Source organism: Bacteroides xylanisolvens (assembly GCF_018289135.1).
Lineage (GTDB): Bacteria > Bacteroidota > Bacteroidia > Bacteroidales > Bacteroidaceae > Bacteroides > Bacteroides xylanisolvens.
In genome coordinates this window covers 2,742,981-2,756,338 of sequence record NZ_CP072216.1, presented here as the reverse complement: position 1 = coordinate 2,756,338, position 13,358 = coordinate 2,742,981, and the positions used below count along the sequence as shown (strand labels likewise).

Here is a 13,358-nt window from a genome sequence, read left to right as displayed (position 1 = left end):
CTGCGACAGATAGGTTGCAGATAAAGTATCTGCAACACAGTATAAACCTTACATAAACTAATTCTCCATGAGTGCAAAAGTAAGCACTCATTGTATGGCTGTCCCTTTTTCTATACTCTGTAGTGGAGTATATAGCATCTCTTTATCCAATAATTAGTATTCTTTATTATTGTTGATAGGTAATAGTGACATGTAATTTGTTTCTCCTGCCGTTAATTTAGTTAAAATTTCCGCTATATATTTCACCGGCCTTAATCCATTCATCTTACATGTTTCAATAATTGAGTATAACATAGAAGCATTCTTTGCCCCTAGTTCCGATCCGCAAAACAGATAATTCTTTCTTCCCATACAAATGGGCTTCATCATCCTCTCGGCCGTATTATTATCAATTTCCGCCTTTCCATTTTGTACATAACGCGATACTGCTTCCCATTCATTGACAGCATATCTGACCGCTTTTAGAAAAAGGTTGGCTGTATCCCCGCGTGTTTGATCAAAAACGGGTTTTATCATCTGCCATATTTCTGCCAATATAGGAATTGCCCTCTTCTGACGTTCCATCCTGCGTTCATCTTCGGAGAGAAGATTAATTCTGCAATCCGCCTCCACCCAGTATAGGTTTGATATCAGGTTGATTATGTCTGCAGACCGATGGTCGGTCTGTAATGCATCGACAAACTTTCGCCTGACGTGTGCCATACATCCGTACCGTGTTATTGAGGAATCTTCCCGTTCAAACATTTTATAGACATTGTAGCCGTCGGTGGTGACACTTCCCCGGAAGCCTGCGAAGAACTTTTGGGCGACCTTCATGCTACGGCTGCCGTTGTCATACAGATAATAAGCTATTTTCCGGTCGGGATTCTTTATTCCCCAAATGTATTGTTTACGGTATTCATACTTACCCTTCTGCTGGTTGTACACTCTGACCTGTTCGGTAGTCTCATCACTGAACAGCATGCTTCCGGGTGTGAGAAGCAACTGCCGGAAAGGTTCCTCAAGCTTGCACAACTCCTTCATGTGCCTCTTTATCCAAGCCAAAACGGTAGAGGTGTTGAAACGTGCACCGGCATCCTTGAGACGGTCTACGACCCGTTCAAGAGACAAACCGTACTGGTATTTGTCAACCAAAATGCGGGCCATCAGTTCAAAATCCACAGGATATCCTTCAAGGACGTTCTCAAACGGTCTGCGGGTATCATTTTTGTCTGTAGGCTGATAATAGTTCGAGATGTTTCCCTGTGTATCCACCAGCCGTACAAGTTTGAATACATGTTTGACCACTTGATGTTGAATCGAGTATTGAATCCATTCACGTATGCCTATCTTGCGTGCACCCGAAGGGATATCCGATTCATCACAGTAATGTACCACCACATTCTCCGCACCGGTGGACTGCTTGCCATAATCCTTACGGCAGGAAGGGGATTCAGGCCGGGGAGCGGCCTCAGAAGAGGCTGATTCCGCAGCTTTCTGCTCCAAGTCTTCAACCGGAGCCGAAGGAGCGGAGCCGTCAAAATCATCCTTATCCTCTTTGAGGTCTTTTTGCTTCGTTGCGGACAAGGAAGATTTCTTCTCGGATTTACGCCCGTATAACTGCCGTTTCTGTCTGGCAATCTCATAAAGCTCATCAGCACGCGTATTCTCGAGCGCTTCAAGGGCACTGGAAAGCTCCTGTATTTTCTCTTCTGCGGCTGACTTGGCCTCAAGGGCCCGGGAAAGACGGTTGGAAAGCGCCTTGTTGTCATGTCTCATGCTTTTCAGTTCCTCAAGTGCCCTGTCAAGTTTAGACAGGATCTGCATATTACCCGACTGCTGTTCACGCTGCAAGTCGTCAAGCAGGTTTCGAAGCCGCAGGATCTCATCATCCTTTGACAGTAGCTGGGCGATTAATACGTTGATCGTTTCCTTGTCTTCCATGTCGCAAATATACAAAAAAAAACTGACTTATGCAAGACTTTTAATATATTAATATATTGATAGTCAGATATATAACCGCATACAATCGATTCTTCTGTAACCTCGTACTACCCTACGAGTAATTCTTTGCGGACAGTACCCTGGAGCAGAACCACGAGTTTCTCCCAACCGATTTCATAACGATGACTGGCCTTGCAGAAAACAGGCAGGAGGAAACGGTCTTTGTCCAGCTTCTTCCAATAAAGCACGTATCCCCCTGTATCATGATGAAGGATTTTGATGTTCCGCCGGTCCTTACTCAAAAAGATGAAAATGTCCCCTGTGGAGGGCTCTTTGCCCATAATCTTGCGTACCAGTTCGGCAAGGGTGAAAATACCTTTTCGCATATCTACCGGACCTTCGCACAGGTAGAAGCGCATGCTGGGATTCAGCCCTAACATAATGTTCCCAGGTTTTGAAGCAGAGCTGTTATGCTCTCAAGATTAGTGTTACATTTTCGGATCTCAACTCCGTTGCCCAGTTTTAGACGAAACGAAACAATCTCAAAGTTGTCCGATTTGACAGATTTGGGAGATAATGTACAACGTGAATGACCGGAGGGGGAACCGTTCACATGAATAGGAGTCAGCTGCATACCGGAAGGGGAAGTGGGGTTAGTTAATTGACACTTGTAATGACGATACCAGCCAAGGAATTTATAATAATCAACGCCAAAACGATGGCAATACTCCAAAAGAGAGACTTGGCAACCACTGTCGGATGACTGATAAGCAGAAAGAATCTCTAAAAAACAATCAGTAGAGTCCATAAGAATAAAATTTTAAGTTCTGTGCAAAGGTAAAACTGACTGATAGGATAAACAAGAGCCATACAATGAGTGCTTACAGTGCAAAAGTTTATTGTATACATTAACTTCCCGTTTCCAGGCGGGGAACTGTCGTTTCCGGCATTAGAAATTACAGTTTCCACGGCAGGAAACGAGAGTTTCTAAGGCGGGACACTACAGTTTCTAGGTAAGGATACTGTCGTTTCCCCGTAGAGACACTGTCATTTCTCCATAGAGTGATCCCAATTATCCCATAGCTTTGCATAAAGGAATCAAGGCTTTTTCTTTGATTATATAACGTGTTGCAGATACTTTATCTGCAACCTATCTGCCACAGGTATCTGCCACGTTCTAACTACTTATTAACTACTGTATTACATGCGTTTGGTTGCAGGTGGCAGATGTTTTTATGTTTTTCAAGGTTCTTCGTCAAATTTGGTGGTAATCTCTTTTTTATTTCGATGGTTTTCCTCTTCTTCTTTCTTAATCCTATAAAAAGTTGTAGATATGTTTGCTTTTTAGTAACTTTAAAGACACCACATCATTAAGAGTTACAATGCAACAAGCCATATCTACAACGTACAAATATACATCAAAAAAAGAAAATCCTCCTACAAATAGGGGATTATTCCATGATTTCAGATTCAGTCCTGGCTACGATAATCTGCAACAAGATGGTATCTCTGAAGCTGTTGGTTCATTGACGGTCTTTTTACATACGGCTGGCAAGGGGGCTTCCTGTCCTTATTGCGGACATTTCAGTCACCGATTACACAGTTATTACTCCCGTCATATTCAGGATCTTGAAGTTTACGGTCATACTTTGGAGTTAGTCATAAAGGTTGGCAAATATTATTGCGAAAATGTTTCTTGTCCGCGAAAAATATTCTGCGAACCGTTGTCTTTTCTGGCTCGTCGGTATGGTAGACGGAGCTATCTTGTTGAGGAACGCATCAGATCGATAAGCTTGGAACTTACTTCCCGAAAGGCCTCTTCTCTTTTGCAGCTGTTCCATATAACGGCCAGTAGCTCTTCCTGCTTACGCATCCTACAACAGTGCGGGCAACATAATCCTATGCATAATAAAAGTATTTATGTAGGTATTGATGATTTTGCCTATAAAAAAGGTAAGGATTATATGAGTGTGGTCGTAGACCAGATGACACACATGCCTATTGCTTTGTTAGAGGATAGAAACGGAGAAGCGCTTGATAACTGGCTCACCCGGAATCCTCAAATACAATATATAACGAGAGACCGTGGAAGATGTTTCACAGAGGCTATAAACAGAATAACCCCTGGTGTTACACAAATCTGCGACCGGTTCCATCTAACCAAGAATATGACGGACACGATGATACCGGAAATAGAGAAAATGATTCGTCAGACCAAGCAAAAGCTCAAATACGAATATCCTGACAGAGACACGGCTTCTTCGTTAATTCTTCAGGACATATTTAACATGGGAGATGTCCGACACAGAGAAAAATTGAAGATATACAGGGAAAGCCTGAACTTAAAAATGCAGGGGATGACCATTGAGCAGACAGCCGCGCATTTGGGCAAGAAAAGTCGCTACATTTATAAGCTCATTCACAACAGGAGAATAGGGGCATACTTGAATGAGCAACAGAAGACAGCTCTTAAATATGTATCCGAACTGGCTACAATCATTAGTGCGGGCTGTATTACCCGAAAAATATTGGCACAAAAAATGGGGAGTAAAATCAGTGGCGCACTTATTGGAAGGATAACATCCAGCTTGCGAAAAATGTATCAACAAAAGAGGAAGGAAGTCAAGGAGCATAATGAGAGCATTGAAAACGGAAGTAAAACACAGAGAGTTTCACAGAATCAGATACGCAAATACATTCTAAAGGGAGAATCGGATAATCCTAAACTAGCGGAACTATATAAGTCCTCACCACAGATTAAAGAACTCTTAAGCGTGTGTCAGAATTTCAGAGATATGATTAATGGGAACACTTATGATAAGGATATTAGAAAGTGGATTGAAAAAGCGAAGGCAACACGGAATATGGCACTGACGAACTTTGCATATGGTATTGAAAAAGACTGGGAGGCAGTACAGGCAGCTATTGATATCCCCTTCAGTAACGGATTACTGGAGGGGACAGTGAATAAAATTAAAGCGGTAAAAAGGCAGATGTACAATAGGGCAGGAAGCAAACTACTGAGAGCCAAGATTCTTTATTCACAATAGAAGAAGTACCACCAAATTTGACGAAGAACCTTTTTCAACTTTATAGTAGGAAAAACTTTCGTTCATTTCTGCACCGTTTCATTCTTTTTTATACTGTTTTGAAACAAATAAGTCGATTCTAAATACTTGGTTTACTGCTGGACCGTTTGCTCCTGTGTCGCTGTACTTTCATTTCCATAGCGGTCAATAGCCGTCACTGCGAAGTGCTTTTTTGCATTCCAAGGCAGGATAGGGGCATATACGTAACTCGTCTCTCGAATATTTTGTGCAACGATATTTTCTGGTCGGTTGATATCTACCGGATAATCATTAGAAGCATAAATAACATACATGGGCTTGTTGCGCTGATCGTTATCAGTAGCAGCCTGCCAGGTTAATTCCGTATATCCATTATCAATGTGAGTAACTTTCAGTACAGAAGGAGCAGTTGGCGCAACATTATCTAACCATGGCATCGGAGGCTGTAAAGCAGGGTATGCATAAAAATTCTCGGATAATTCATCATAAATCCCCTGCGTGTTCTCCATCAGGTATTTCACCCGGTAATGCCCTTCACCCGCCATTTTCTGCTTGCGGATAAAGTTCATCTGACGATCTATTTCGTCGCGTGTCCATTTACCTTCATCGGGATGGAGAAAATAAATGCCGAGTCCCGGAATCACCTGCCGTCCGTTGCTCTGTTCCTGCCAGTCGAGGGCGAAAGGGTAGAAATTGTTTCCCTGGAAATACATCATCGGATAAATTTGATCCATAATACCTTCTCCCATCCAACCTTGCGGGTCCTGATAAACGGTAAAGAAAGCATTCCATCCCCGGGAGGGGTAACGAGAAGTATCACGGTATTTACCTACCGGGCAGGTACTAACTTTCACCCAAGGTTTCATAGCTTTTATACCTTTATATATATAACGTACAATTTCGGAGATATTATCCCGGCGCCACTGATTCAGTGTGCGTCCTTTATTGTATCGTCGGAAATCATATTTATCAGGAAAAAGAGGAGCATTCTCCGGATAACGCAGATAGTCGAAATGCACTCCGTCCACATCATAACCGCTAACGACTTCCCGCACCAGTTTCATCAAATACTCCTTCGTTGCCGGATGTCCCGGATTGAGGAAATATTCGCACTTGTAAGGAACGCATATTTCTTTCATCCGCTTGGTGACAGACTGACTGCCGAGCGAAGCAACATGCTTCTTATTCCCTAGTGGGATAGTTACCATCCAGGCATGACATTCCATCCCTCGCTTATGACATTCTTCAACGGCAAAAGCCAGTGGATCATATCCCGGATTTCCTCCTGGCTTTCCGGTCAGGATCGAATTGAAAGGTTCGATTGCCGAAGGATATAATACATCTCCACGAGTACGGGTTTGAAATAGGACAGTGTTGAAGTTGGCAGCCTTTAACTTATCAAGAATATCTATTAACTCTTCTTTCTGCTTGCGGATTGTTTGAGGGTTTGTCGCACGTGTGCGAGGCCAATCCAGTCCGTACACCGCTGTCACCCATGCGGCACGAACTTCGTGCTTGGGTTGCGCAACAATTGAGAGGAAAGGATACAAAAGTGAAAGAATGAAAATAGTATAGTGCATATTCTTTATTTTTTGTTTTAAATCCCTGCAAAGTTAGTAAAAGTGTCGGTATTGTTGGGCTGTTTCGTGAGATTATGTTACATTTGCCAAGTTAAAAAAACGACACGCTATGATTACATTTACTCTATGCCTGCTGGCGTTGATAGTAGGCTATTTTACGTATGGACGCCTGATGGAACGCGTCTTTGGTCCTGACGACCGTAAAACACCGGCTCTTACCAAGGCGGATGGAGTGGACTATATTCCATTGCCCACCTGGAAGATTTTCATGATTCAATTTCTCAATATTGCCGGATTAGGTCCTATTTTCGGAGCAATCATGGGAGCGAAATTTGGTAGCTCTTCATACTTGTGGATTGTGCTGGGAAGTATTTTTGCGGGGGCAGTGCATGATTATTTTGCCGGAATGCTTTCTTTGCGTAATGGAGGTGAAAGCCTGCCGGAAATTATAGGTCGTTATTTGGGACTGACTACCAAGCAGGTGATGAGAGGATTTACTGTCATTTTAATGATTCTGGTGGGGTCAGTTTTCGTTGCAGGTCCTGCCGGATTGTTGGCAAAACTCACTCCGGAAAGTTTGGATGCTACGTTTTGGATTATCGTTGTATTTGCATATTATATTCTGGCTACTTTGCTGCCTGTTGATAAAATAATAGGTAAAATCTACCCATTGTTTGCGGTTGCCTTGTTGTTTATGGCAGTAGGCATTTTGGTGATGCTCTATGTTAACCATCCGGCTTTGCCGGAGTTATGGGACGGATTGCAAAATACGAACCCGGAAGCGAGCGAACTTCCTATCTTCCCGATTATGTTTGTGAGTATTGCTTGTGGTGCCATTTCAGGTTTCCATGCTACGCAAAGCCCATTGATGGCCCGTTGTATGACTTCGGAACGGCATGGACGTCCGGTATTTTACGGTGCAATGATTACCGAGGGCATTGTTGCTCTTATTTGGGCTGCTGCCGCTACTTATTTTTTCCATGAAAACGGAATGGAAGAAAGCAATGCTTCTGTTATCGTTGATGCCATCACAAAAGAATGGTTAGGGGCAATCGGCGGAGTACTCGCTATTTTGGGGGTGATTGCCGCTCCGATAACTTCGGGTGATACGGCTTTCCGTTCGGCACGTCTGATTGTGGCAGACTTCCTGGGGATGGAACAAAAAAGTATGCGCCGTCGTTTGTACATTTGTATTCCGATGTTTGTACTAGCTATTGGTTTGCTTTTGTATAGTTTGCGTGATGCAAACGGATTTAATATGATATGGCGTTATTTTGCCTGGGCAAATCAGACATTGGCTGTGTTTACCTTGTGGGCTATAACAGTTTTTCTGGCGGTATCCAAGAAACCTTATATCATTACTTTGGTACCGGCACTGTTTATGACATGTGTATGTTCTACTTATATATGTATTGCTCCTGAAGGATTAGGACTCTCGCATACAGTCTCCTATGGCGTTGGTATAGCGTGTGTAATGGTTGCGACTGTTTGGTTCTATATCTGGATAAATAAGCAAAAAACAAGAAAATTATCAGAATGAAGAAAATAAGAAAATCAACAGGAGTGGCGCTTGCATTCCTTATTTATGTATCTGTAACAGCGGCTTATTTGTTGCCTCGTAATACGGAAGTCAGCCTGACAGAGAAAATAATTACGGTGGCAGTTTCTTATGTCATCGTCCTCCTTCTTTGGCTGGTGCTTCGGAAAAAGGAACAAATGCGTGAACGCCGCAAAAAAGACGAACAATATATTCACTTAAAAAAGTAAGTTTATGAAGAAATTAGCTTTGGCTCTTTGCTTATTGGCAGTCTCTTTTACTGCACAAGCGCAATTTGAGAAAGGAACTACGATTATTAATCCTTCATTGTCGGGGTTGGACTTTTCGTATAGTAAAAACGATAAAGCAAAGTTTGGAGTTGGTGCACAGGTCGGTACATTTTTTGCCGAGGGTATTGCCTTGATGGTAAATGCTGGAGCCGACTGGTCGAAACCAGTAGATGAGTATACACTGGGTACAGGAGTACGTTTCTACTTCAATAAAACTGGTATCTATCTGGGTGGCGGACTCGACTGGAACCGCTTCCGTTGGAGTGGTGGAAAACATCAGACAGACTGGGGACTGGGCATCGAAGCCGGATACGCTTACTTCCTTTCGCGTACGGTGACCATTGAACCTGCCGTTTATTATAAATGGCGTTTCAATGATGGAGATATGTCGCGTTTCGGTGTGAAGATTGGATTCGGTTTCTACTTGTAAGAGAGATTGATTTTTTTCATATATTAAGCCCTGCAGATATAGAACTTCTGCAAGGGCTTAATTACATAGATGTATTATTATAGTTTTGACGATTGCTTATCCTAGTTTTTCTTTCAGAAACTGCCCTGTATAGCTTGCTCCGCAGGCAGCAACTTCTTCCGGGGTACCCACTGCTACGATATTTCCACCCTTATCTCCACCTTCCGGTCCGAGATCGATTACATAATCGGCACATTTGATGACGTCCATGTTATGCTCGATGATAACGATGCTGTGTCCCCGGCGAATCAATGCGTCGAAAGCATCCAGCAGTTTGCGGATATCATGAAAGTGTAATCCTGTAGTCGGTTCGTCAAAGATAAACATCGTTGGGTCAGCTTTCTCCTGACTTAAATAAAATGCGAGTTTGACACGTTGGTTTTCACCACCGGAAAGGGTAGAAGAAGCCTGTCCTAATTTGATATATCCCAGTCCTACGTCCTGCAAAGGAAGTAACTTCTTCACAATTTTCTTCTGTCCATGTTCGTTGAAGAACTCAATCGCTTGGTTGACGGTCATCTCCAATACATCGTAGATGCTTTTATCGTTGAATTTCACTTCCAGCGTGTCGGATTTGAAACGTTTTCCGTGACAAGATTCACACTCCAACACCAAGTCTGCCATAAATTGCATTTCTACAGTAATGGTTCCTTCTCCTTTACACTCTTCGCAACGTCCGCCTTCGCTATTGAAACTGAAGAATCCGGGGGTATATCCCATTTGTTTCGCCAAAGGCTGTTCGGACCATAGTTTGCGGATTTCGTCGTAAGCCTTGATGTAAGTCACCGGATTTGAGCGCGATGATTTGCCAATCGGGTTCTGGTCTACAAATTCTACATTCCGCAGGTCACGCAAACTTCCTCCGATTGAAGTGAATTCTCCCGGTCGGTCACTACATTCGTCTAATTCACGTTTCAATGCCCGGAAGAAAATATCTCTTACCAATGTACTCTTCCCGGAACCGGAAACACCCGTAACAACTGTCATTACATTGAGAGGGATACGTACGTTTACTCCTTTCAGATTATTCTCACGTGCGCCTTTCAATTCTATATAGTTATTCCATGGCCGGCGATGCTTCGGAACGGGTATTTCATCTTCTCCTAAAAGATAACGTACCGTATAACTGTTGCTTCCCTTCTTTAAATCCTTCATATCTCCCTGGTAGACAACTTCTCCACCTAGGCGTCCGGCATTGGGACCTATGTCGATAATGTAATCGGCTGCACGGATAATTTCTTCATCGTGCTCTACCACCACTACCGTATTTCCTAATTGTTGCAGTTGACGCAACACATGGAGCAGACGGTCTGTGTCACGGCTATGCAGTCCGATACTTGGTTCATCGAGAATATAAAGACTACCTACAAGGCTACTTCCCAGCGAGGTTGCCAGATTGATACGCTGGCTCTCTCCACCCGATAAGGAATTACTAAGCCGGTTCAAAGTCAGATAGCCCAAACCTACATCAATTAGAAAACGAATCCGGCTATTTATTTCAACCAGGATACGTCGGGATACGTTGTTGTCGTGTTCGTCCAGTTCCAAATGATCGAAGAATTCCTTCAGCTCTGTGATAGGCAAATCTACCAGTTCGGAAATGTTTTTTCCACCCACTCGTACATATCCGGCTTCCGGTTTCAGGCGGGTGCCGTGGCATTTCGGGCAAAGCGTCTTTCCCCGGTAACGCGCCAGCATCACCCGGTATTGTATCTTATATTGATTCTCTTCCAGCATCTTGAAAAAATCATTGATGCCGTGGAAATATTGGTTGCCCTCCCAAAGTAACCTGCGTTGCGCGTCTGTCAACTCATAATAAGGAGTGAAAATGGGGAAGTCGAATTTCTCCGCATTATGAATTAATTCTTCTTTCCATTCACCCATCTTTTCGCCACGCCAGCATACGATAGCTCCTTCATGCACCGATAATGAACGATCCGGAACGACTAAGTGCTCGTCGATGCCGATTACTTTGCCGAATCCTTCGCACGCCGGACAAGCGCCGATAGGCGAGTTGAATGAAAACATCTGGTCGTTCGGTTCTTCAAAGATGATGCCGTCCGCTTCGAATTTAGTGCTGAAAGTATGAAGTTTCGTAGTTCCATCCGATAGAAAAAAACGCAGCATACAGGTTCCGTCGCCTTCATACATGGCTGTTTCGGCAGAATCAGTCAGCCGGCTGATGGCGTCTTTGCTGTTGGCAACAGCCATACGGTCCACCAGTAGATATACTTCATCACCTGCCACAGGCGTATATTCATCAATACGCTTCATCTCACCGTTCACTTCGATACGGTTGAACCCTTGTTTCAGGTCTATCTCCAGTTGCTGTTGCAAGGTGCGGTCTTCACGCAGGCGGATGGGTGTCAGTACCGTATATCTTGTACCTTCCGGGTATGAGAGCATGCAGTTGACAATGTCTTCTGTAGAGTGCTTCTTTACTTCTTGTCCGCTGATGGGGCTATACGTTTTCCCTACCCGTGAATATAACAGGCGTAGATATTCGTAAATTTCAGTCGAGGTGCCCACAGTAGAACGGGGATTGCGGCTGTTCACTTTTTGTTCGATAGCAATGGCGGGAGGAATCCCTTTGATAAAGTCACATTCCGGTTTGCTCATTCGCCCCAGGAACTGGCGCGCATAGCTGCTTAAACTTTCCACGTAGCGGCGTTGTCCTTCTGCGTAGAGCGTATCAAAAGCAAGAGATGATTTTCCCGAACCCGATAATCCGGTGATGACAACAAGCTTGTTGCGGGGAATATCTACATCGATGTTTTTTAGGTTGTTGACGCGTGCGCCTTTGATCGAAATATAGTTGTTTTCTGACATAAAATACTCCTTTTTTATGGTAGTCGGCAAAGTTAGCGAATTTATCGGGAGTTTGTATTATCTTTGCGTCACATTATTACGATTTAAGAATATTATGAAGCTGAAAAACTATCTTTTACTTTTAGCTCTTCTTCTGGTGGTAGGAGTGAGGGCACAGGTGCCATCAGGCAATAAATATCCTAAACGTGAATTCCGTGGAGCGTGGATACAAGCTGTTAACGGTCAGTTTCGTGGCATTCCCACAGAGAGGCTGAAACAAATATTGATTAGTCAGTTGAACTCTCTTCAGGAAGCTGGTATTAACGCAATCATCTTTCAGGTACGCCCTGAAGCGGATGCATTATATGCTTCCCAGCATGAACCGTGGAGTCGTTTTCTGACAGGAACGCAAGGTCAGATGCCTTCTCCTATGTGGGATCCGATGCAGTTTATGATTGAAGAATGTCAGAAACGGAATATGGAGTTTCATGCCTGGATCAATCCTTACCGTGTGAAGACCTCATTAAAAAATAAGTTGGCGCCGGAGCATATTTATCACCAGCATCCGGAATGGTTTGTTACTTATGGCGATCAGCTATATTTCGATCCGGCACTTCCCGAAAGCCGGGAGCATATCTGTAAAATTGTGACCGATATTGTGTCTCGTTATGATGTAGATGCTATTCACATGGATGATTATTTCTATCCTTATCCGGTTAATGGATTGGATTTTCCGGATGATGCAAGTTTCGCCCGTTATGGTGGAGGTTTCACCAATAAGGCAGATTGGCGTCGTAGTAATGTGAATGTGTTGATAAAGAAGCTTCACGAAACGATTCGTGGCATCAAGCCTTGGGTGAAGTTTGGTATCAGTCCGTTCGGTATTTATCGTAATCAGAAGAGCGATCCATTGGGAAGCAACACCAATGGTTTGCAGAACTATGATGATCTTTATGCCGATGTACTCCTTTGGGCACGTGAAGGATGGATTGATTATAATATTCCGCAAATTTACTGGGAGATTGGCCACAAAGCTGCCGACTATGAGACACTGGTGAAATGGTGGGCTACTCATTCGGAAAACCGGCCGTTGTTCATTGGTCAGTCGGTGCCAAAGACAGTTCAGTTTGCCGATCCGCAGAATTCTTCTATCAATCAGCTTCCCCGCAAGATGGCTTTGCAACGTGCTTACCAAACAATCGGAGGTAGCTGTCAATGGTATGCAGCAGCTGTTGTTGAGAACCAGGGTAGATATCGCGATGCTTTAATCAGTGAATATCATAAATATCCTGCTTTGATTCCAGTCTTTGATTTTATGGATGATAAAGCTCCGGGCAAGGTACGTAAAATGAAAAAGGTATGGACGGAAGATGGCTATATCCTTTTTTGGACAGCTCCGAAAGCTGATACAGAGATGGATAAGGCAGTTCAATATGTAGTCTATCGTTTTGACAGTAAAGAAAAGGTGAATTTGGACGATCCTTCTCATATTGTAGCTATCACGCGCAATCCATTCTATAGACTTCCTTATGAAACAGGAAAAACAAAATGCCGTTATGTAGTGACAGCTTTAGATCGTTTACATAATGAATCGAAATCCGTAAGTAAGAAGTTAAAACTGTAAAGGTATAGAATAAACAACGATAAAACGGTGAACACTCTGCTGAATGATAACGCAGTTTA

The 13,358-nt window shown here is 43.4% G+C and carries 10 protein-coding genes; 5 read left to right on the top strand and 5 right to left on the bottom strand.

Annotation, left to right across the window (positions count from 1 at the left end; genetic code table 11):
- Nucleotides 1-153: 153 nt before the first annotated feature.
- From tnpC to INE92_RS11825, 3 genes are all read right to left on the bottom strand, one after another.
- Nucleotides 154-1,923 carry an IS66 family transposase gene (gene tnpC / locus INE92_RS11835; RefSeq protein WP_151928351.1) on the bottom strand — a complete coding sequence of 590 codons (1,770 nt, stop codon included), beginning with the start codon at nucleotides 1,921-1,923 and terminating at the stop codon, nucleotides 154-156.
- A gap of 107 nt (nucleotides 1,924-2,030) precedes the next feature.
- Nucleotides 2,031-2,363, bottom strand: a complete 333-nt coding sequence (tnpB, locus tag INE92_RS11830; RefSeq protein ID WP_004316244.1) for an IS66 family insertion sequence element accessory protein TnpB — start codon at nucleotides 2,361-2,363, stop codon at nucleotides 2,031-2,033.
- Complete coding sequence (locus INE92_RS11825) at nucleotides 2,357-2,731, bottom strand: hypothetical protein (protein ID WP_008641868.1); 375 nt, start codon at nucleotides 2,729-2,731, stop codon at nucleotides 2,357-2,359. Before INE92_RS11825 ends, tnpB begins: the two co-directional genes overlap by 7 nt.
- 574 nt (nucleotides 2,732-3,305) lie before the next feature.
- Between INE92_RS11825 and INE92_RS11820 the strand changes: the two genes are divergently transcribed.
- Nucleotides 3,306-4,973, top strand: a complete 1,668-nt coding sequence (locus tag INE92_RS11820; protein ID WP_203462761.1) for an ISL3 family transposase — start codon at nucleotides 3,306-3,308, stop codon at nucleotides 4,971-4,973.
- Between the two features lie 131 nt (nucleotides 4,974-5,104).
- Here INE92_RS11820 and INE92_RS11815 read toward each other — a convergent pair whose 3' ends face one another.
- Entirely contained in the window at nucleotides 5,105-6,571 is a 1,467-nt protein-coding gene (locus INE92_RS11815; RefSeq protein WP_004310288.1) for a glycoside hydrolase family 10 protein, read from the bottom strand.
- Nucleotides 6,572-6,680: 109 nt separating this feature from the next.
- Between INE92_RS11815 and INE92_RS11810 the strand changes: the two genes are divergently transcribed.
- Genes INE92_RS11810 through INE92_RS11800 form a run of 3 tightly spaced genes read left to right on the top strand, consistent with a single transcriptional unit; the run spans nucleotide 6,681 to nucleotide 8,828 of the window.
- On the top strand, nucleotides 6,681-8,111 hold the full coding sequence (locus INE92_RS11810) for a carbon starvation CstA family protein (protein WP_004310289.1): 1,431 nt from the start codon (nucleotides 6,681-6,683) through the stop codon (nucleotides 8,109-8,111).
- The gene (locus tag INE92_RS11805; RefSeq protein WP_004310290.1) at nucleotides 8,108-8,338 is read left to right on the top strand and encodes a hypothetical protein; all 231 of its coding nucleotides are present in this window, start codon (nucleotides 8,108-8,110) and stop codon (nucleotides 8,336-8,338) included. Before INE92_RS11810 ends, INE92_RS11805 begins: the two co-directional genes overlap by 4 nt.
- A gap of 4 nt (nucleotides 8,339-8,342) precedes the next feature.
- Entirely contained in the window at nucleotides 8,343-8,828 is a 486-nt protein-coding gene (locus INE92_RS11800; protein WP_004300961.1) for an outer membrane beta-barrel protein, read from the top strand.
- A 96-nt stretch (nucleotides 8,829-8,924) separates the two neighbouring features.
- Here the strand turns inward: INE92_RS11800 and uvrA are convergent, their stop codons facing one another.
- Entirely contained in the window at nucleotides 8,925-11,696 is a 2,772-nt protein-coding gene (gene uvrA / locus INE92_RS11795) for an excinuclease ABC subunit UvrA (RefSeq protein ID WP_004310291.1), read from the bottom strand.
- A 16-nt stretch (nucleotides 11,697-11,712) separates the two neighbouring features.
- On the opposite strand from uvrA, the gene INE92_RS11790 reads away from it, so the two are divergent.
- Entirely contained in the window at nucleotides 11,713-13,299 is a 1,587-nt protein-coding gene (locus tag INE92_RS11790; RefSeq protein ID WP_171035994.1) for a glycoside hydrolase family 10 protein, read from the top strand.
- Nucleotides 13,300-13,358: the final 59 nt, after the last annotated feature.

What these genes read in the sequence shown, in the direction of transcription:
- INE92_RS11810 (WP_004310289.1), top strand. Translation starts at nt 6,681, where the DNA reads ATGATTACATTTACTCTATGCCTGCTGGCGTTGATAGTAGGCTATTTT.
- tnpC (WP_151928351.1), bottom strand. Translation starts at nt 1,923, where the DNA reads ATGGAAGACAAGGAAACGATCAACGTATTAATCGCCCAGCTACTGTCA.
- INE92_RS11790 (WP_171035994.1), top strand. Translation starts at nt 11,713, where the DNA reads ATGGTAGTCGGCAAAGTTAGCGAATTTATCGGGAGTTTGTATTATCTT.
- INE92_RS11800 (WP_004300961.1), top strand. Translation starts at nt 8,343, where the DNA reads ATGAAGAAATTAGCTTTGGCTCTTTGCTTATTGGCAGTCTCTTTTACT.
- INE92_RS11805 (WP_004310290.1), top strand. Translation starts at nt 8,108, where the DNA reads ATGAAGAAAATAAGAAAATCAACAGGAGTGGCGCTTGCATTCCTTATT.
- tnpB (WP_004316244.1), bottom strand. Translation starts at nt 2,363, where the DNA reads ATGTTAGGGCTGAATCCCAGCATGCGCTTCTACCTGTGCGAAGGTCCG.
- INE92_RS11820 (WP_203462761.1), top strand. Translation starts at nt 3,306, where the DNA reads ATGCAACAAGCCATATCTACAACGTACAAATATACATCAAAAAAAGAA.
- uvrA (WP_004310291.1), bottom strand. Translation starts at nt 11,696, where the DNA reads ATGTCAGAAAACAACTATATTTCGATCAAAGGCGCACGCGTCAACAAC.
- INE92_RS11825 (WP_008641868.1), bottom strand. Translation starts at nt 2,731, where the DNA reads ATGGACTCTACTGATTGTTTTTTAGAGATTCTTTCTGCTTATCAGTCA.
- INE92_RS11815 (WP_004310288.1), bottom strand. Translation starts at nt 6,571, where the DNA reads ATGCACTATACTATTTTCATTCTTTCACTTTTGTATCCTTTCCTCTCA.